Raw genomic sequence first — 18,704 nt, 5'->3', positions numbered from 1 at the left:
GGAGGCGCAACGCCGCTATCGCGCGATGCTGGACATACTCAGTGCCCCAGCATCCAGGGTCTGGCGGTTTTCTTCGTCTGCATCTGCAATAGGCTTCCTTTCTCTTTTGCCTGGGTTCCCTGAGCGGATTTGTTTGAAGTGGCGGACGAACCGCAAGTATGACTCCCTGCACACCCGCAGCTGGAGCGGCGGGCGGACCGGGGTTCATGGGCAGATTTTTCGTTGCGTTCATGCGCACTTCGTTGCGCCTTGCCCAGTATCGCCAGGCGTGGTGCCGAGAGAATGCGCTCACTCAACTCACCGCAATCCGGACAGATCGTCGGCTCGCTGGATGTGCTCATTTTCCCCATTGCAGCAAACACGCCGCACTCATCACATCTGTATTCATACATAGGCATGGCTTTTCCCCTTAGGCTTTCAAATCAACAACTCAGGAAGTCTTGGCAACATCAACATTGCCGGTGATGATCTTCACTGGTCCATCTGCATTCGGCTTCAAGTCAAAGTCGAAGATCTCGGTTGGTAGCCACAGGGTGGCGCAAGCATTCGGGATATCCACGACGCCGCTGATATGGCCTTCAACCGGGGCAGTGCCAAGAATCGCCACGGCCTGCTCGCCGCTGTAACCGAATTTCTTCAGGTATTCGATCGCATTGAGGCAAGCCTGACGGTAGGCAACATGCACATCGAGGTAATGTTGCTTACCCTGCTCATCTACAGAGATGCCTTCAAAAATCAAGTAGTCGCGATAGTTAGGTGTCAATGGACTAGGTTGGAACAGTGGGTTCTTCACGCCATATTTCTTCACACCGTCCTTGATCAGGCTCACCTTGATATCGAGATAGCCCGCCATTTCGATCGCACCACAAAACGTGATTTCGCCATCGCCTTGCGAGAAATGCAGGTCGCCCATAGACAGACCGCCATCCTTGACGTAGACCGGGAAGAAAATCTTCGAGCCCTTGGTCAGGTTCTTGATATCGCAGTTGCCGCCATGGTCGCGCGGCGGCACGGTACGGGCGCCTTCTTTTGCCGCTGCTGCGGCTTCCTCACCCTTGAGGCGGCCCATGACAGCGGCCTTTTCATTGGGTGGCAACGCCAGTGCAGGCACGCGATCAGGGTCGGTGGCAATCAGGTCGGCTTCGCGCTTGTTCCACTTATCCAGCAATTCGCGGGATGGCAAGCAGCCGATCAAGCCTGGGTGCATGATGCCGGCGAACTTGACGTTTGGCACATGACGGGAAGTAGTGTAGATGCCATGAAAATCCCAGATGGTTTTGGATGCATCTGGATAATGGTCGGTCAGGAAGCCACCGCCGTTATCCTTGGCAAACAAGCCGTTGAAACCCCATTGTTGATCCGCCAGTGTGCCGACATCCAGGATATCCACCACCATGAGATCACCTGGCTCTGCACCCTCAACGCCGATCGGACCGCTCAGATAGTGCACCTGCAACAGGTCGACATCACGGATGTCATTGGCGCTGTCGTTATTACCGATCTGGCCGCCCGTCCAGTCCATGCACTCGACACGGAACTCGTCGCCTGGCTTGACCATGGCCACCATCGGCAAATCAGGGTGCCAACGGTTATGAATCTGGCCGTCCTGTTCCCAGGCTGGCTTGTCATAATCCAGCTTAATCAAGGTCTTCATCTATACATCTCCTTTAACAACTAAACTCACGATGACCGCCACCCAGAGATGGCGGCCATCCCCCAACTAAAACTGCAACTGCAGCGCAAACACGATGCTGTCGGCATCGGAGATACCCGTGGTTTTTTGCTTCGAATAGAACCCGCTGACCTGGGCGTTGTATCCATCGATGATGTAGGCAACACCGAGGTCATATTTCTTGGTGTCTACATTCGAATCCGCGTCGAACCTCTGGTAACGGACAAACGGCTGGAATTGTCCCCAACCCACCTTTTCATTGAAGATATAGCCAGCGCCGGCCGAATAGGCCTTGCCTTGCTCGCTGAGAAAGACATCATCGGTGTCGTAGTCGTAATAGGCGGCTTCCAATGAGATGGCACCAGGCCCCACACCTCTCTTTTCAAGCAGAAAGTCGATGCTGTAAGAGCTGTATTTGCCCTGCTCGGTAGCGGATACAGCACCATTGTTCTGGGTTCTGCCGGCAATACCGATGGCAAGAATATCCTTGGCGCCGAGATAATTGCCGGTACCGTAATAGCCGGGCTCAAGATCCCAGAAGTTGTACTGGAGGCGACCGGCATACATCAGGCCATCCGAGCCACGTACGGAAGCGACCTGATCCGCAACCGGGGAAATCTTAAATGCGGTGTTTCCTTCAAAAACGCCGAAGGAATAGCTGAGACGCCCTTCCACCAGATCGCCGACGACGGCCACGCCATCATCACGACCGATGTAGCCGCCATTAAAACCATAACGCGATGCAATGCTTGCCCAGTAGTTACCGCCCAATGAATAGTAGGGGCCTGCCATGTTGGCGCGGTCGCTTGGAGACAGGAATCGACCCGCCCAGATGCTGAAATTAGGCGTGAATTGAATAATGCCCGCAGCGTCAATGACCTGGAACCCTTCTCCCGCAATATCCTTCTCGGTCGTCAGGATGCCCTTGATATACTTGTTTAACGATGCGGAAATATTGATACGCGCCGAATTCAGATCGAAATCATTGGAACGCGAGCTTCCGTTGCCGGCACCATCTTCCACACTTGAAAAGCTGCCAATCATGCCGAATCCGATACTGATGGACTTGTCCTCACCGAAGGTGATGGTGCCCGCCGCCTGCGAATTCATGGATGGCAATGCGGCAGAAGTTGCCAATGCCACCATGAGTGCACACTTCTTCATCTTGAATTTCATTTCCCTGACCCCTTTTGAAGTTAAAAACACTGTGAACCTGAACGGGGAGTCATCCCCAAAGCTGTCGTGGTGCTAGATTAGCTAGACTAAGGCTGGGCTCAAATACGTCATATTGCGTACATGCCCGTCTTAGCAGGCGTGGTAATTTGGGTGCGTCGAAACACTGGCGGCGCTTGTATCAGGGGTGCCGCACAAAAGGAATGCAGATGAAAAAACCAGGGACAGGCAATGTGCTTGCTAACGTATTAATACTATCCATGACACTGGCAGGATGCGGCGGAGAGTTCGCCTACAAGCGCGGCGCCAGCGTGAATGACTTGAATGAAGCCAGGAAGCAGTGCCAAAGCAAAGGAATACAGGGTGATGCCTTTGCCCAATGCATGGAAGAGAGCGGATGGGTATTTCATAACCCCATGGATGGCAGCGGCAGCGATGACGAAGACCCGGTCATCAAGGCCAGTTATAATAAAGACTATCGCAACACAGCAGCGATCGCAGAGCCTGCTGCCGGAGTAGCGGCTGCGCCCGCCAGCAACGCAGAAAGCACATCCCCGCCGCCACCGGCCAAAAAACCGGCAGACCCGATGGATATTTTCATCGTCAGCTCATGGTGGAAGGCCGGCAGGGGCGCGGAGAGCCTAAAAGAAGATATCCAGCAATGTGTCGCCAAACTGGGGCCAGAACACCAGCCAGACCTTTCGGGCAGGACTGCCAAAGCGACACGCGGGCTATTGCTGTGCATGAAAGACTTGGGATGGAAAGCACTGCAGGCACATGAGTAAATCCCATATGCTTAATCCCGGGCTTAGGCTACATAATCAAAGATGGCTTGCCAGGGCCTGGGAAAGCGCCTCGTTCAGATCAGCATTACCAAGGAGCCTGAACTCGGTGACATAGTCCCAATACACCACCGCCTATCCTGCTCAAAGGCCAGGTAGTATTTCTCGAAATACATGCCGCTGCTGAGGATGTATTTATAAAACTTGAATGCGCGCTGCCGCAGCGTAACCTACTGCCTGATTCGATAAAAAAATGCCACTGCCTATTTTCCAGGCAATGGCATTTTGTTTGATGCAGAATTCAGGTCTAGCCGTATTTGCGAAACTGTCCAACTACCACACCAAATATCTCGAAATCCCCATTTGGTCTAATGACCGGAAAATCCCTATTGGCTGGAATCAGCACAAATTGTCCGTCTTCCTTACCCAGGGTCTTTAGCGTGAACTCCTTGTTCAGGATAGCCACGACAATATCGCCAACATTGGCAAACGCGCGCTTTTCGACGATGACGACGTCGCCGTCGAAAATGCCCGCATCCTTCATGGAGTCGCCGCGCACCGTGATCAAGATGGTCTGCGATGGCTTCTCGATCAGGTAGTCGTCGATCCCTATTGTGTCCAGGCTGTCGCCATAGGTAGGGGTGGCGAATCCGGCCTGCACCGTGCTCTCGGCAATGATGCGTTCGAAGAAGCGCCTGCCCGGCTTGAGCCGCTTGTCCGGCGCGTAGTCGATGAAGCCTTGCAGCTTCAACCGCGCCACAAACGAAGTCACGGCATTCTTTGACTTGAACCCAAGCAACTGCGCCACATGGCTGAATGTAGGCAGCGTCTTGTGCTCTGCGAAGTAGTCCTGGATCTTGCCCAGGTATTCAAAATCTTTGTCTTGTCCCATGGATGGAAATTTACTGTACGAATGTACACAGTGTCAAGCCCCTGTTTTGTTAAATTTTTCCATCGGTTAAATCCATCTGCTAAACTCGGTAATAATTATCATTTGTACGCATTATGAACTCCCCCAGCACGCCGCCTACATCCCATCCCCTGCACGTGATCTACCAAGAACACTACCGCTGGCTGGTACAACTCCTGCGCAGGAAACTGGGCAATGTCGAACAGGCTGCCGATCTCGCGCAGGACACCTTTACGCGCATCCTGGCCGCCAACCAGTATCATGACCTGCGCGAACCCAAAGCCTACTTGACCACCGTATCCACCCGCCTGGTGGCCCAGCACTTTCGCCGCTATGCATTGGAACAGGCTTATCTCGACGCGCTCGCTTCGCAACCCGAGGCCACTAGCCCCGTGGCGCTGGTGGTGGAAGCCCTGGCTGCGATCAGCCGGGTGCTGGAAGGCCTCCCGGCCCGCACCCGGGAAATCTTTCTCCTGTCCCAGCTCGACGGCATGAAGTATGTCGATATCGCAAGGCAGCTCGGCATCTCGGTCAACGTGGTGCAGAAAGCCATGGTCAAGGGCTTCCAGCACTGCTACCAAGCTGTATACACGGCTGATGCAATCTAATGAACGCATTGTTCACCCCGGTGAACGGGGACAACGGCAGCATCCCCGCAGACATCATCGAGCAAGCCGCGACCTGGATGATGAGGATGCAATCTGATGCGCTGTCGCCGCGAGAGCAAGCCGAATACCAAGCCTGGCTGCAAGCCGACCCGCACCATATGCTGGCATCGCAGCGCATGGCAGGCCTGGCAACCGACCTGCAAGCCAACAATCGCCTGGTAGCCGCTCCGGTCGCACGGCAGGCGCTATTATCCGCCAACGGGAAGCAGCGCCGCATGGTGCTGAAATCCGTCGCCGGCATCAGCATTGCAGGCGGCAGCGGCCTATTGGCCTGGCAACAATTGCCGTGGACATCGTGGACGGCGGACCGACGCACTGGCGTTGGCGAGCAGCGCAGGCTCACCCTGGCGGACGGCACTTCCCTGTTGATGAACACCGACAGCGCGCTGGATGTGGAATTCCTCGACGATGAAAGGCGCATCACCCTGCACCATGGCGAAATCCTCATCACGACGGCAAAGGACCCGAGGCCAATGGTGGTTGCGACCAGCAACGGCACCGTTACCCCGGTCGGCACGCGCTTCAGCGTGCGCCACGAAAACCACGCACCGACCCGCGTAATGGTGGCCGCAGGCGCGGTGCGCCTGCAAGCGCGCAACAGCGCCAATAGCCAACTCCTCACAGCAGGCATGCAGGCCGAATTCACCGGCCAGGCGATCATGCAGCCAGCCGCCCTCAATCACAACAACATGGCCTGGGCGTCCGGCATGCTGGTCGTAGAGCGCATGCCACTGTCCGCATTCGTTGCGGAACTCAACCGCTACCATCGCGGCAGGCTGGACTGCGCCGGCGATGCCGCAGATATTCTTGTCAGCGGCGCCTATGCTGTCACCGACACCCGTGCCGTCATTGGATTGCTGCAAGAAACCCTGCCGCTCCGGGCGCAATATTTCACACGTTACTGGATCACCTTGCATCATCTGTAAAAAATTCTCGTTTTCAATGGCAGGTTTTCCAAGCTTGCGCATCAAGTAAGGCATAAGCACCTGTTCACGGTGCCATCGCAAACTTGAACCAGAGGGAGAACCACATGGCCGCCACGCCATTCGCCAAGAAAAAAATCACACACGCCATCCTGCTCGGCCTGGCCCTGGGCGCCAGCATATCCGCCATGCCTCGCCTGCATGCGGCGGAGCAGCAAGCCAATACCGCCACTCAGCAGTATGCGATTGCCGCAGGCACGCTGGACTCGGCCCTGGGTGAGTTCGGCCGCATCACCGGCCGCATGGTCGCCATCGACCCGGCGCTGACACATGGTATAGGCAGCAAAGGATTGCAAGGCCGATACACGGAACAGCAGGCGTTATCAGCATTGCTACTAGGAAGCGGGCTGGAAGCGGTTGCAGCAGAAAACGGCGGCTATCGCTTGAGAAAGGCGAGCAGCATGGCAGGCGATGCAGCAGCATCCACCCCCGGCAACACTACCCTGCCCGAGGTGGCAGTGACCGCCAGCAAAGAGAAAAACTATGTCACGGAAGGCAGTGGCAGCTACACCACCAAGTCGATGAGCACAGCAACGAAATTGGCGCTCTCCATTCGTGAGACGCCCCAGTCGGTCACCGTCGTCACCAGGCAGCAAATTGAAGATCAAGATCTAGTCACCATCAATGACGCCGTCATGAAGACGCCAGGACTGAGCATGCAGAAAATTGGTGCAGAACGTTACAACCTCTATGCAAGAGGCTTCCCCATCGATAATGTCATGTACGATGGCTTACCCATCACGCTGGGCGCTTCGGCCGATACCGTTACTCCCGCCAACCTGGCCATGTATGACAGGATAGAAGTTGTTCGCGGCGCGAACGGACTGATACAAGGTAGCGGCAACCCGTCCGCGGCAATCAATCTGGTACGCAAACGCCCTACCGCAACTTCGCAATCGTCCATCGTCCTGAGTGCTGGCAGTTGGGACAATTACCGCGGCGAACTCGATGCTTCAGGCCCGCTTCTGGAAAGTGGAAAATTACGCGGCCGAATTGTCGCCACTTATCAGGATGGCAACAGTTTCCAGGACAGGATCGGCAAAGAGCACAGCATGCTGTATGCCATCGGAGAAGCCGACCTGACGGATTCGACGACCCTGACGCTGAGCTTTAGCCACCAGAACGAAAACAACAACGTTGCCTGGGGCGGCGGACTGCCCACCGCAACGAACGGCAGTAATCTGCATTTGTCACGCTCGACATCATTCGTCGCCGACTGGGAATACTGGGATAAGAAGACGGATTCACTGTTTGTAGAGATCAAACATCAATTTAGCAACGACTGGCTGTTGCGCGCAGCCGCCAACAAGAGTTGGTCAGAGCTGAACTACCTTGGCGGCTATCCTGGACGACTCGCCAGCAACCTGAGCTCTCTTGGCTACCGGGTATCGGGCGGCACATATGATGACACTCAAAGCAGCTACGACCTCTATCTCAGCGGACCCTTCCAACTCCTTGGCAGGACACATGAATTCGTAACCGGCTATAGCTACAGGGATGACGACTACAATAGTAATGGCTCAGGAACTAGCGCCGTCGCGACCATCTCCGATCCCAACTCGTTCAATCCAAGCTCTTGGACCAAACCGAACGTCAATATGAATACTTGGAGAGACAACCGCGACATGACCCAGGAAGGCGTTTATGCCACTACGCGCTTTTCCTTGAGCGACCAGTTGAAGCTGATAGCGGGCGCGCGGCTCGACTGGTATGACTACCAGTACATCTACAATTGGCAGGGCTCCATCAGCACAACAGAGTCCAAGGAAACCCGCCATCTCACCCGTTATGCCGGGCTACTCTACGACCTGGACCAGCAGCATACCCTCTATGCAAGCTACACCGATATCTTCCAACCGCAATCCAACCGGAATGCAGGTGGGCAGCTTCTTGAGCCTATCGAAGGCAAAAATTACGAAATCGGCATCAAGGGCGAATACTTCGAAGGCGCGCTAAACGCTAGCATCGCGCTTTTCCAGATTGATCAGGAGAATCGCGCCAAAGAGGTGGGAGATCCTACGATCTGCGCATCTTACCCAAGCACCATCTGCTACGAAGCCGAAGGAAAAGTCCGCAGCCAGGGTGTCGAGCTCGAACTCAATGGCGCGATCACGCCCAATTGGCAACTGGCTACCGGTTACACCTTCACCGACGCAAAATACAAAAAAGACAGCAACAAGGACAACGAGGGCTCACTGTTCGATCCTGACCTGCCACGCCACCAATTCAAATTGACGACCATGTATACCTTGCCAGGCGAACTCAACCGCTGGCGTGTGGGCGGAAGCTTCTATCATCAAAGCTCAGTATTCAACAAGGGAATCACCGCCGGGCAGCAATGGAAAATCGAACAGGATAGCTACAGTCTGGTGGACCTTACTGCCGGGTACAAGGCATCCGAACACCTTTCCATACTCTTCGCGTTGAACAATGTCTTTGACAAAAAGTACTATCAGACTATTGGGCAAAACGTGTCGAGCTGGCCGACCACATTCTACGGAGCACCGCGCAACGTCAGATTAACCCTACGCTATGATTTCTAAAATCTCTGTGCGAGACATGTTAGCTGTATAGTACTCGCGATCTTGATCATCAATATTTAACAGCAGGCAGGCCAGTTTTATACAACCGGCTTGCCTGCTGTTTTTCTTTTACTAGCCAGGCTGCTTCCCCGTCTCCACACTTCCCGCCTGCCCTGCCAACTGCAGCAGGAACTGTCCCACCTGCTCCGCGCAATCCAGCGGAAACAACAACTCCTGCTGGCGAATGTTTTCCATCGCCCCATCCATGCCGATCACGGTGATTCTGACTTCCTTGTATTCCGTCGTTTCCACCGAGATCATCGGCCGGTCTAGGATCACCATATTGGCTTTTTTCTGATTGTCTGCCATGCGCACTCCTCCTTGAAAAGGGCGGCATCATAGCAAATCCCGTTGCCCTCGTTGAGCATTGTTGTATGCAAATCGCCACGAATATAGAATGAGAATAATTCCCAATTCAATATCTACCACCATGGACCGTACGCTCGCGCTTGGCATCCTCTTGGCCGCTATCCTGCTCAGCAGCCTCATTCGTACCCCGTATGCCTTGCGCAGGCGGCGCATTAAAATCAACAGCAGCGACAAAGACCTGCAGGAGCGCATTCTGCTCGGGCTGGCGGGCCTGGGAATGATGCTATTGCCTTTGGTCTACGCGGCGACTTCGTGGCTCGATTTTGCCGATTACGGTTTTCAGCCCTGGGCTGGCTGGGCCGGCAGCTTCATCATGATGGCCGCGATGTGGCTATTCTGGCGCAGCCACCACGACCTCGGCGACAATTGGTCGGTGACTTTGGAAATCCGCGACCAGCAAGGCCTGGTGACGCACGGGGTTTACCGTTCCATGCGCCACCCCATGTACGCCTCGATATGGCTATGGTGCATTGCTCAGGCATTGCTGGTCGCTAACTGGCTGGTAGGGCCGGCTGGATTGGTCGCTTTCGGCCTGATGTACTGGCTGCGCGTACCGCGCGAGGAAGCCATGATGCTGCGTGAGTTCGGCAATGAATATGCGCAATACATGCAACGCAGCGGCCGCATATTGCCGTTTGGGCAACATCCCCCCGCGCATTGAACTTTCAATTCGGATAGCTTCCGCTTGTAGGCGAAAATCAACAAACAACTATACTAATAATTATTAATTATATTTCATCGAAATTATGATGTGATAAATTAATAAACAAATAAGCAAGCTTCATTCATGCATCCGGCAATGGCACTGGGAACTTGTTCACAACCGCATCGCATTATGAATACTGAACATTTATATCTGCAGCACCATTCATGGCTATTCGGCTGGCTGCGCGGCAAGCTCGGCTGCCATGCCCAGGCAGCGGATATTGCGCATGACACTTTCCTCAAGTTGCTGCTCAAACCCCACCCGGCAAAACTGCAAGAGCCTCGCGCCTTCCTGCTGACCATCGCCCGCGGCCTGGTCATAGACCACTGGCGGCGCGAAGACCTGCACCGGGCCTGGCAGGAAGCGATGCATGCCCTGCCCCTGGACGCCGTGCCTTCAATGGAGCAACAACACATCGTATTGTCGACGCTGGAAGCGATCGCCCAGTCGCTTGAAAAGCTCAAGCCCAAGGTGCGCCACGCCTTCCTCCTTGCCCAGCTCGAGGAAAAGCCTTACGCGGAGATCGCAAAGGCGCTCAGCGTGTCCGTGCGGACGGTGGAACGCTATGTGGCAGAGGCGCTTTTTCAATGCTACCAACTGCGCTTCGGCAATGACATCGCCGCGACTTGACGACACCCTGGTCAAGCAGGCAATCGACTGGCTGGTGAAGCTGCAAAGCAATCGCGGAAACGACGCCGTGCTTGCAGCATGCACGGCATGGCGACAGGCAGACCCGCGGCACGAGCTGGCCTGGCAGCGTGTCTGCCTCATGCACGGCGAGATGCGGGAAAACCTGCATGCCCTGCCGGACAACGCCCAGACGGCGCAAGTACTGCAAACCACCATGCAGCGCACGCAAAAACGCCGCTCCCTCAAATTGCTCACCCTGGCAATACTCGCTGGCAGCTCAACGCTGATCGGGCGCGAGATCGCGCCGTGGCAGCAATGGATAGCGGATTACAGTACCGACATCGGGGAACGCCGCAGCTTCATCTTGGCCGATGGCAGCGAGCTGTTCCTCAATACCGATAGCGCCGTGGATATCCGTTTTGACGAGAGCCGGCGCCTGATTGTATTGAATCGGGGAGAGATCATGGTTACCAGCGGCCCGGACCTGCACTCCGCCCAGAAAAGACCGCTATGCGTGCAAACCCGTGATGTGCTGCTTGAGGCGATCGGCACCCGTTTCGTGGTGCGGCTGGAAGATGACGCCACCCTGCTCAGCATGCAGCAAGGCAAAGTCGCCATGACGCCTTCGGCGTTTCACGCGCCGCAGGAAGTGGCTGAAGCGGGCCAGCATTTCCTCATCCACCAGGATCATCTCGACCTTGTGCAAACGCCCATCGAGGCGGATGGTTGGACCCAGGGCGCACTGGTCGTCAAGGACATGCGCCTGGCGGACTTTATTGCCGAAGTCGCCCGCTACCGGACAGGACATCTCAGGTGTGATGCCGAAGTCGCCGACCTGCGCCTTTCAGGCGTATTCCAACTCGACGACACCGACAAACTGCTCAGCCTGCTGCCACTCAGGCTGCCGGTTGCCATCAATTACAAAACACGCTGGTGGGTCAGCGTAGGCCGCCGGGCATCAATTTAAATTTTTTCATTTATTTTTGTCGGGTTTGAGTTTGCGGTTCGGCATATCCCATGTAAGGCAATCATGCCGCCCATGAATGTATGCAAAGGAACCCCATGCACGCTCACAAGAAGCCACAACGATCCAGACTGGCGCTGAAGCTGTCCAGCAGCCTGATTGCCGTATCACTTGGCATCTCGCTGCCCGCAGCTCTACAAGCGGCAGAAGCGCAGCCCCAGCAGCAAGCCGCGCAGCGCGAATACCATATCCCAGCCGAGCCGCTGACCGATGCGCTCAACCAGTTCGCCAAGCAGGCCGGCGTCAATATCCTGTTCACGCCAGAGCAGGTACGCAACCTGCGCAGCCATGACCTGGAAGGAAGCTATACCACTGAGGCAGGTCTCAGCACCCTGCTCCAGGGCACCGGCCTGGTCGCAAGAAGAAGCGCAGCAGGCTACACCCTGGAGAGAACTTCGCAGTCGGCCGCTGACAACAAGCCGCTGGCATTGGAAGCCGCGGAGCAAACAGCATTGGAAGAGGCAAACTCCGCAGCGCTGGGCGTAGTCGTCGTCACCTCGCGCAACCGCGAGGAAATCGCCCAGGACATCCCGATTCCGGTGTCCGTATTCGGCGCGGAAAAGCTGGATCGGGAACGCATCGTCACCATCGATGACCTGACGCGCATCACGCCTGGCCTGACTGCAACCATCCCCAACTCCCGCCGCTCCGGCATTTCCATCCGCGGCATCGGCAAAACCACCGTCAACGAGGCGATGGAAGCCGGGGTTGGCGTCATCGTCGACGACGTTTACCTCAGCCATCCCGGCATGAGCTTCCTCGACTTCACCGACATCGACCGTGTCGAGGTCATGCGCGGCCCGCAAGGCACCTTGAAAGGCAAGAATACGACCCTGGGCGTGGTCCAGTACGTGAGCAAGGAACCCACCTTCACGCGCCAGGCCTATTTCGAAGGTGAAGTTGGCGCACAGCAGAACGGCAGCGACTTCCCGGGCGCAATGCGCGCACGCGGCTCGATTTCCGATGCCCTGGTGGATGGCGTAGCGGCTTACCGTGCTTCATTCTTCTTTGACAGGCAGGAGGGTGATCTTGAAAACACCAACCCCAACACGCTTTCCGATCAACGCTTCCACGAACGTAACCGCCGGGGCGGCAAGGTGCAGTTGCTACTGACGCCGACAGAGGATTTCAGCGCGAAATTCAGTGTGGATTATTCGGAACTGTCGGAATACAGCAACACCCGGCCATTCCAAGAAGACCCGACGGCCTTCGCCACCGGTGCAAACAGGCCCATCACCTATAGCTCGCGCCTGGCCCGGGGCTACTTCAATGGCTACCAGCCCATCATTGGCTCCAAGGACAAGCTCGACGTCGGCCAGGTGGAGCCAATAAAAACCAGGAACTACGGCGCTTCCGCCAAGTTGGACTGGAACCTGGGATCACATGTGCTGACATCGATCACCGCCTATCGCAAATATTCCTTCACCGGCATCAACGACCTGGACCAGACGCGGTTTGATATTGCCAAATTTGGTGCTTTTATCGACACCAAGCAATGGTCGCAGGAGTTCCGCCTGGCTTCCGATATCGGCGAAGTCATCGATTACCAGGTCGGTTTTTTCTACCTGCATAGCGAAACCAACCAAATCAACCATACCCAGTACGGCAGCGATGCCGGCGCATTCTATGCCAATGCGGCGCAATACACCGCCCTGAGCGGCAACCCTTCCCTGCTGCAACAATCATTGAACGGCCTGAGATCGTACAGCCGCTTCACTCCGGAAACCGATAGTTATGCCGCATTCGGCCAGTTGAACTGGCATTTGACCGAGAAAGCCACCTTGACCCTTGGCCTGCGCAACACCTATGAAATCAAGGACAGCACAGGCGAGAAATGGACTGAGGGTAATGATGGCGGTTTTGGCGATGCCACTGCAGAAGCCATCCGCAGCAATGTAATAGGTAACGTATATGACCGCCGGGATGGTAAAAGAATCAAGGACAACTCTGTCTCCTGGCTCATCAGTCCCAATTACAAAGTCAACGACGACCTGATGTTCTATGCCTCTGCGGCAGGCGGGGAAAAGTCGGGCGGCGTATCTTTTATCACAGGTACCGGCCAGCCGCTCAATGCCGACCCAGAGAAGGTGCTGGACTTCGAACTCGGCTTTAAGGGCCTTTTCCTCGACCGCAAATTGATGCTGAACACCAACTTCTACCGCACCCGCGTCAGAGGCTACCAATCCACCACCACGGTCATAGATCCATCATCCACCAGTGGTTACAGCTCGCAGTTGGGCAATATTCCCGAAATTACCGCGACAGGTGTTGAACTGGAAGGCGCATACCGGGCAACAGACAGATGGACGTTCACCTTCGCAGGCGCCTATAACCGCGCGAAGTACTCGGACTGGGATGGCGCCACTTGCCCAACCGAGCTCAACCTTCCTATCACCACCACATGCGACAACACCGGCAGGCAGATTTCCTCCGCCCCCAAGCTGACTGGTATTTTCGGGTTCCATTACACGCGCCCGATCTGGGGAGGACTCAAGGGGCACGCCTTCATGAGCACCGTCATCCGTTCGAAGCAGAATCTTGACATCCTGCTTTCCGAATACGGCGAGCAAGGCGGCTATTCCGTCACCGATGGCGGCTTCGGCATCATCGGCGGCAAAAAGGACAACTGGGAGCTCAACATCGTCGGCAAGAACATCTTCGACAAGGTGTACACCACCAGCGTCGGCTCCTATAACGCCACTACTCCCGTGCTTTGGGACGGTATCGGCCAGCGCCGCTACCTGGGCGTGGTATTCCGCACCAAGTTTTAGGCTTTAACCGTTCCCGGGCAACTCGGCATTGTCCGGGAATGCAAACTTTTCATACTCTGACTGAAGGGAAACATCGTGACACAGTTCAAACCAACACGCCGCCGCATCCTGCAAGCCGTGCCTGCACTGGCACTGCTGCCCTATGCCGGCCTAGCAAATGCCGCTCTCGGCAGCAACGAGGCAAAAAATAAACCCAACATCATCTTCATCATGGCAGACGACCTCGGCTATGCCGACCTGGGTGTCTATGGCCAGACTGCGTTCAAGACACCAAACCTGGACAAGCTGGCCCAGCAGGGATTGCGCCTCACCCAGACCTATGCCAATTCTTGCGTGTGCTCAGCCACCAGGTTTGCGCTGATCACTGGCCGCTACCAGTACCGCCTGCGCGGCGGGCTGGAAGAACCGCTCGCGGGCAGCAGCGTGGAACATCTAGGCCTGCCGCCAGAACACCCGACGCTGCCCTCGCTGCTAAAAAAAGTCGGCTACAACACTGCCTTGTTCGGCAAGTGGCACCTGGGCTCGTTGCCGAAATTCGGCCCGCTCAAGAGCGGCTATGACGTATTCTTCGGCAACTACGCCGGGGCGCTGGACTACTTTACGCACAAGCCCGGCGTCGGCTCTGATGTACCGGATGGCTTGTATGAGGGCGAAGTGCCGGTCAAGGAAGTCGGCTACTACACCGACATCGTGGCAAACCACGCCAGCCAATATATAGGCAAGCAAACTGCCGCCAAGCCCTTCTTGCTTTCTCTGCATTTCACGGCCCCCCACTGGCCGTGGGAAGGCCCGGGAGACGAAGCGGTGTCCCATGAGATCAAGAACCTGTTCCACCTGGATGGCGGCAGCCTCGAAACCTACGGCAAGATGGTCGAGGCCCTGGACACCGCGGTGGGCCGCGTGCTGAACATCCTGGAACAACAAGGACTGGCGGACAATAGCATCGTCGTCTTCACCAGCGACAACGGCGGCGAACGCTTCTCAAACACCTGGCCGTTCAGCGGACAGAAGACCGAGCTGCTGGAAGGCGGCATCCGCGTGCCAGGCATTATCCGCTGGCCTGCACAGATCGAGGCAGGACAGGTTTCTACCCAAGTAGTCACCAGCATGGACTGGCTGCCCACCTTGCTCGCTGCTGCTGGTACACAGCCCGATGCCCAGTATCAGCCCGATGGTGAAAACGTACTGCCCGTCATCCTGGGGCAAGCCGCTATCCGCCCCCGCACCTTGTTCTGGCGCTACAAGGGACAAGAGCAGGCCGCCACCCGTTCGGGCGATTGGAAATACCTGAAAATCAACGGTAATGAATTCCTGTTCGACCTGGGCAAGGACCAACGCGAACGCGCCAACCTGGCTGAGAAACACCCGCAGGTGCTGGCCGAACTCAAGGAAAAATGGCAGCACTGGAACAACAGCATGTTGCCGATTACCCCGGATGTACGCTCGCACAGCGTGAACGGCAAGATGCAGGCGGACAGGCATGGCGTACCTGCCCCTTAGGAGCCGCTAACAAAACCCTTCTGGCGTTGTTGCTCTGCCTCGCCGTACTACTTGTACTGCCTGCGACAGAGCGCCTAGCCAGAATCGCTGCGCTGGATTTTGTTAGCAGCCCTAACTGGACGCTGAATCAACACCCAAGGGCTGCATTTGCAGCCCTTATGCTTTCTGCCAAATCTATCAGGCTGTCATCAACATCACCAATATGCCAGCGCCCAGGCCGAGTGCGACCACCGGATAAGTGCGCAATGCAAGCTCCCGTCCGCCAATGAAACCCACCAACGCGGCCTTGAACACACTGTTGCTGATCACTGCCAGCACAATACCCTGCACTGCGACATGGCCGCCAAGCTCATGGTGCGCGCTGCGCGACAGGGACAAGGTAATGGCATCCACGTCAGCAATCCCGGCCAGGAGGGAAACCAGGTAGACGCCGGCATCGCCCCAATACCGCCTGCCCGCCTCCACCAGGAATAGAATCAATGTCAGCAGCAAGGCGAACCGCAGCGCGGGCCCCAGTTCGAATGGGTTGCGCAGCGGAGTTTCAGCGTTTGCGGGCTCTTCCTTGACAGCCCGCCGCCAGAAAACAGCCGCTCCCGCCATGTAGACCAGGAACATGGTGCCCAGCGACCAGGCGATCAGCGGCAACAGAGATGGATTCACCACAGCGACCTCCAGCAACACGCGCGGAAACATCAAGCCCGATGTCGCCAGCAATCCCGCTGCCAGCAATTTGTATAGGTTTTTGGAAGATAATCGCGACAGGGTCAATGTCATTGCCGTGGAGGAAACCAGGCTGCCGAGGATGGCCGTGAGCATCAGGCCATAGCGCGTGCCGGTCAGGCGCACGGCGATATAGGCGATGAAGCTGAGGGCGGCGATCAGCACCACCATCCACCAGGTGGTGTAGGGATTGAATACCTGCCAGGGGTCATATGTCTCGTTCGGCAGCACCGGCAGCATGACCACGGAGATGAACAACAGCTTTAGTGCACCGGACAGCTCGGTCTCGCTCAAGCGTTTCAGGAGCGAATGCAGGACATTCTTGAGGCTGAGCAGCAAGGCCACCACCACGGCCCCGGCGCTGGCGAGCATGGCGTAACCCGAGAGCGCCAAGCTACCCAGCAGGAAGGTGATCAGCAGCGCCAGCTCGCTGGTAATGCCCTGGTCGCCGGTACGGCGCAAATCGCCCACATAGGCGATGCTGACGACCAGCATCAACGCCACCAGCACCGTCACCCATACCGCGATGCCGAGGTGCTGGCTGAGCAAGGCGCTCAAGCCACCGAGCAGGCCGGTCAAGGCGAAAGTGCGTATCCCAGCGCTCTGGTAGGACTCTTTCTCGTCGCGTTCCTGCCAGCCGCGCTCGGCGCCGATCAATAGCCCTGCCCCCAGGGCAATGAGCAGGTTGAGCATGACTTCTACGGAAACGGACTCAGGCATAAGGCAGTTTTCTCACGCAATGGATTGCATCATACATGAGGACGCAATATCCGAAACAGACTCCAGAAACGGGAAAAGCCGAACCCGTGCTACTTTCTCGCAGGCCTTGCCAGGCCCAGGTGACCGCGCAATGTTGCATGCTCGTAATCCTCGCGGAACAGGCCTCGCCGCTGCAGGATGGGAATCACATGGTCGACGAAGTCCCGCACGCTGTCGGGCTGCACCGGCGGCATCAGGTTGAAGCCGTCGGCACCGCCGTTGCGGAACAAATGCTCCATCTGGTCCGCTACCTGTTCCGGCGCGCCGACCATGGTGCAATGCCCTCCCCCGGCCGCCAGGCGACCCAATAGCTGGCGCACCGTGGGTTGCTCGGTTGCTATGATGCGCAGCACCGTGGCATAGCGCCCCTTGGGGCCGGTGAAGGCTTCCAGCGGCGGCAACGGCGGCACTGGGGCATCCAGCTCCCAGTCCATGCAGTCCTGGTCGATGAACAACTGCAATTGCCGCAGCGAAGTCTCCAGGGGCAGCAGCTCATCCAGATCGCGCTGCTTGGCGCGCGCCTCGGCTTCGGTGGAACCAATAAAGGTCACCAGCCCCGGCAAGATGGGCACGTCCACCTGCCGCCCGGCAGCCTTGACCCTGGCCTTGACGTCGCTGTAATAGGCCTGTGACGATGGCAGGTCGTAGGCCACGGCGTAGATCGCCTCGGCGTATTTCGCCGCCAGCGCGCGCCCATGGTCGGAAGCGCCCGCCTGGAACAGCACAGGATTGCCTTGCGGCGGGCGCGGCACGGTCAACGGCCCATCGACGAGGAAATGCCTGCCATGGTGGTTGATCTGGCGCACCCGACTTGCATCGACATAATCCCCCGCACGGTCGTTGAGCAACGCGCCGTCGTCCCAGCTATCCCATAATTGCAATACCGCCTGGATGAACTCGTCTGCTCTGGAATATCGATCAGCGTGGCTGGGCATAGCTTCATAGCCGTGGTTCCTGGCCTCGACGTCGAACATGGAGGTCACCACGTTCCAGCCTGCACGCCCGCCGGAAATATGGTCGAGCGAGGCCATCAGACGCGCGGCATGGAACGGCGTGAAGAAGGTGCTGGAAATCGTGCTCACCAAGCCAATGTGCCTGGTGGCGCGGCTGATCGCCGTGAGCATGGTCACGGGTTCGAGGAACCAGCGCGGACCGTCGGTGATGTTGTTGGTGGCGTGGCCGTCGGCAAAGAACACGGCATCCAGCTTGCCGCGCTCGGCCAGCTGCGCCATTTCCTCGTAATAGCGGATATCGCCCAGCCGCTCGACCTGGGAATCCGGGTGGCGCCAGGCCGCGTTGTGGTGGCCGCAGCCGAACAGGAACAGGTTGATGTGCATCATCGCAGAGCAAGAGCCTTTTAAGTGAATTCAGGAATGGCAGGCGCTAAGTAATTGATAACATGTCGACGCGACCAAGAGCAGCTGACAAAGCTTAGCGTAAGCGATCCTGGCTAGG

At 56.9% G+C, this 18,704-nt stretch carries 16 protein-coding genes; 9 read left to right on the top strand and 7 right to left on the bottom strand.

Annotation, left to right across the window (positions count from 1 at the left end):
• Nucleotides 1–38: 38 nt before the first annotated feature.
• The 3 genes from LG198_RS01965 to LG198_RS01955 all read right to left on the bottom strand — a co-directional run bounded on the left by LG198_RS01965 (nt 39) and on the right by LG198_RS01955 (nt 2,848).
• On the bottom strand, nt 39–398 hold the full coding sequence (locus LG198_RS01965) for an FmdB family zinc ribbon protein (RefSeq protein ID WP_230341489.1): 360 nt from the start codon (nt 396–398) through the stop codon (nt 39–41).
• 32 nt (nt 399–430) lie between these two features.
• Entirely contained in the window at nt 431–1,654 is a 1,224-nt protein-coding gene (gene fmdA / locus LG198_RS01960) for a formamidase (RefSeq protein ID WP_230341488.1), read from the bottom strand.
• A 66-nt stretch (nt 1,655–1,720) separates the two neighbouring features.
• Nucleotides 1,721–2,848 carry a porin gene (locus tag LG198_RS01955; protein WP_230341487.1) on the bottom strand — a complete coding sequence of 376 codons (1,128 nt, stop codon included), beginning with the start codon at nt 2,846–2,848 and terminating at the stop codon, nt 1,721–1,723.
• Nucleotides 2,849–3,054: 206 nt separating this feature from the next.
• On the opposite strand from LG198_RS01955, the gene LG198_RS01950 reads away from it, so the two are divergent.
• The gene (locus LG198_RS01950; protein ID WP_230341486.1) at nt 3,055–3,630 is read left to right on the top strand and encodes a hypothetical protein; all 576 of its coding nucleotides are present in this window, start codon (nt 3,055–3,057) and stop codon (nt 3,628–3,630) included.
• Nucleotides 3,631–3,934: 304 nt separating this feature from the next.
• On the opposite strand, the gene LG198_RS01945 is transcribed toward LG198_RS01950, so the two are convergent.
• Nucleotides 3,935–4,519: a LexA family protein gene (locus LG198_RS01945; RefSeq protein ID WP_230341485.1), complete on the bottom strand. Its 585-nt coding sequence runs from the start codon at nt 4,517–4,519 to the stop codon at nt 3,935–3,937.
• 113 nt (nt 4,520–4,632) lie between these two features.
• On the opposite strand from LG198_RS01945, the gene LG198_RS01940 reads away from it, so the two are divergent.
• The 3 genes from LG198_RS01940 (at nt 4,633) to LG198_RS01930 (ending at nt 8,731) form a co-directional block, all read left to right on the top strand.
• On the top strand, nt 4,633–5,145 hold the full coding sequence (locus LG198_RS01940) for a sigma-70 family RNA polymerase sigma factor (RefSeq protein WP_230341484.1): 513 nt from the start codon (nt 4,633–4,635) through the stop codon (nt 5,143–5,145).
• A complete protein-coding gene (locus LG198_RS01935; RefSeq protein ID WP_230341483.1) occupies nt 5,145–6,131 on the top strand; it encodes a FecR family protein in 987 nt (328 codons plus the stop codon). Before LG198_RS01940 ends, LG198_RS01935 begins: the two co-directional genes overlap by 1 nt.
• 104 nt (nt 6,132–6,235) lie before the next feature.
• Complete coding sequence (locus LG198_RS01930; protein WP_230341482.1) at nt 6,236–8,731, top strand: TonB-dependent siderophore receptor; 2,496 nt, start codon at nt 6,236–6,238, stop codon at nt 8,729–8,731.
• Between the two features lie 111 nt (nt 8,732–8,842).
• Here the strand turns inward: LG198_RS01930 and LG198_RS01925 are convergent, their stop codons facing one another.
• Nucleotides 8,843–9,079, bottom strand: a complete 237-nt coding sequence (locus tag LG198_RS01925) for a hypothetical protein (protein ID WP_230341481.1) — start codon at nt 9,077–9,079, stop codon at nt 8,843–8,845.
• Between the two features lie 121 nt (nt 9,080–9,200).
• On the opposite strand from LG198_RS01925, the gene LG198_RS01920 reads away from it, so the two are divergent.
• From LG198_RS01920 to LG198_RS01900, 5 genes are all read left to right on the top strand, one after another.
• Nucleotides 9,201–9,800 (top strand): protein-S-isoprenylcysteine O-methyltransferase, encoded by a 600-nt coding sequence (locus LG198_RS01920; protein WP_230341480.1) that lies wholly within the window; start codon nt 9,201–9,203, stop codon nt 9,798–9,800.
• A 174-nt stretch (nt 9,801–9,974) separates the two neighbouring features.
• Nucleotides 9,975–10,475 (top strand): sigma-70 family RNA polymerase sigma factor, encoded by a 501-nt coding sequence (locus LG198_RS01915; protein ID WP_230341479.1) that lies wholly within the window; start codon nt 9,975–9,977, stop codon nt 10,473–10,475.
• Nucleotides 10,456–11,442 carry a FecR domain-containing protein gene (locus LG198_RS01910; RefSeq protein WP_230341478.1) on the top strand — a complete coding sequence of 329 codons (987 nt, stop codon included), beginning with the start codon at nt 10,456–10,458 and terminating at the stop codon, nt 11,440–11,442. The genes LG198_RS01915 and LG198_RS01910 overlap by 20 nt, the downstream gene beginning before the upstream one ends.
• A 95-nt stretch (nt 11,443–11,537) precedes the next feature.
• Nucleotides 11,538–14,270 (top strand): TonB-dependent receptor domain-containing protein, encoded by a 2,733-nt coding sequence (locus LG198_RS01905; RefSeq protein WP_230341477.1) that lies wholly within the window; start codon nt 11,538–11,540, stop codon nt 14,268–14,270.
• Nucleotides 14,271–14,345: 75 nt separating this feature from the next.
• A complete protein-coding gene (locus LG198_RS01900; RefSeq protein WP_230341476.1) occupies nt 14,346–15,770 on the top strand; it encodes a sulfatase family protein in 1,425 nt (474 codons plus the stop codon).
• A 177-nt stretch (nt 15,771–15,947) separates the two neighbouring features.
• Here the strand turns inward: LG198_RS01900 and LG198_RS01895 are convergent, their stop codons facing one another.
• Both LG198_RS01895 and LG198_RS01890 read right to left on the bottom strand, forming a co-directional pair.
• Complete coding sequence (locus LG198_RS01895; protein ID WP_230341475.1) at nt 15,948–17,210, bottom strand: MgtC/SapB family protein; 1,263 nt, start codon at nt 17,208–17,210, stop codon at nt 15,948–15,950.
• 89 nt (nt 17,211–17,299) lie between these two features.
• On the bottom strand, nt 17,300–18,586 hold the full coding sequence (locus LG198_RS01890) for an LLM class flavin-dependent oxidoreductase (RefSeq protein ID WP_230342043.1): 1,287 nt from the start codon (nt 18,584–18,586) through the stop codon (nt 17,300–17,302).
• Nucleotides 18,587–18,704 lie beyond the last annotated feature (118 nt).

Source organism: Methylobacillus arboreus, from assembly GCF_020532725.1.
Classification (GTDB): domain Bacteria; phylum Pseudomonadota; class Gammaproteobacteria; order Burkholderiales; family Methylophilaceae; genus Methylobacillus; species Methylobacillus arboreus.
Note: the sequence above shows the minus strand (reverse complement) of the source record. Positions and strands in the feature narration are given on the sequence as shown.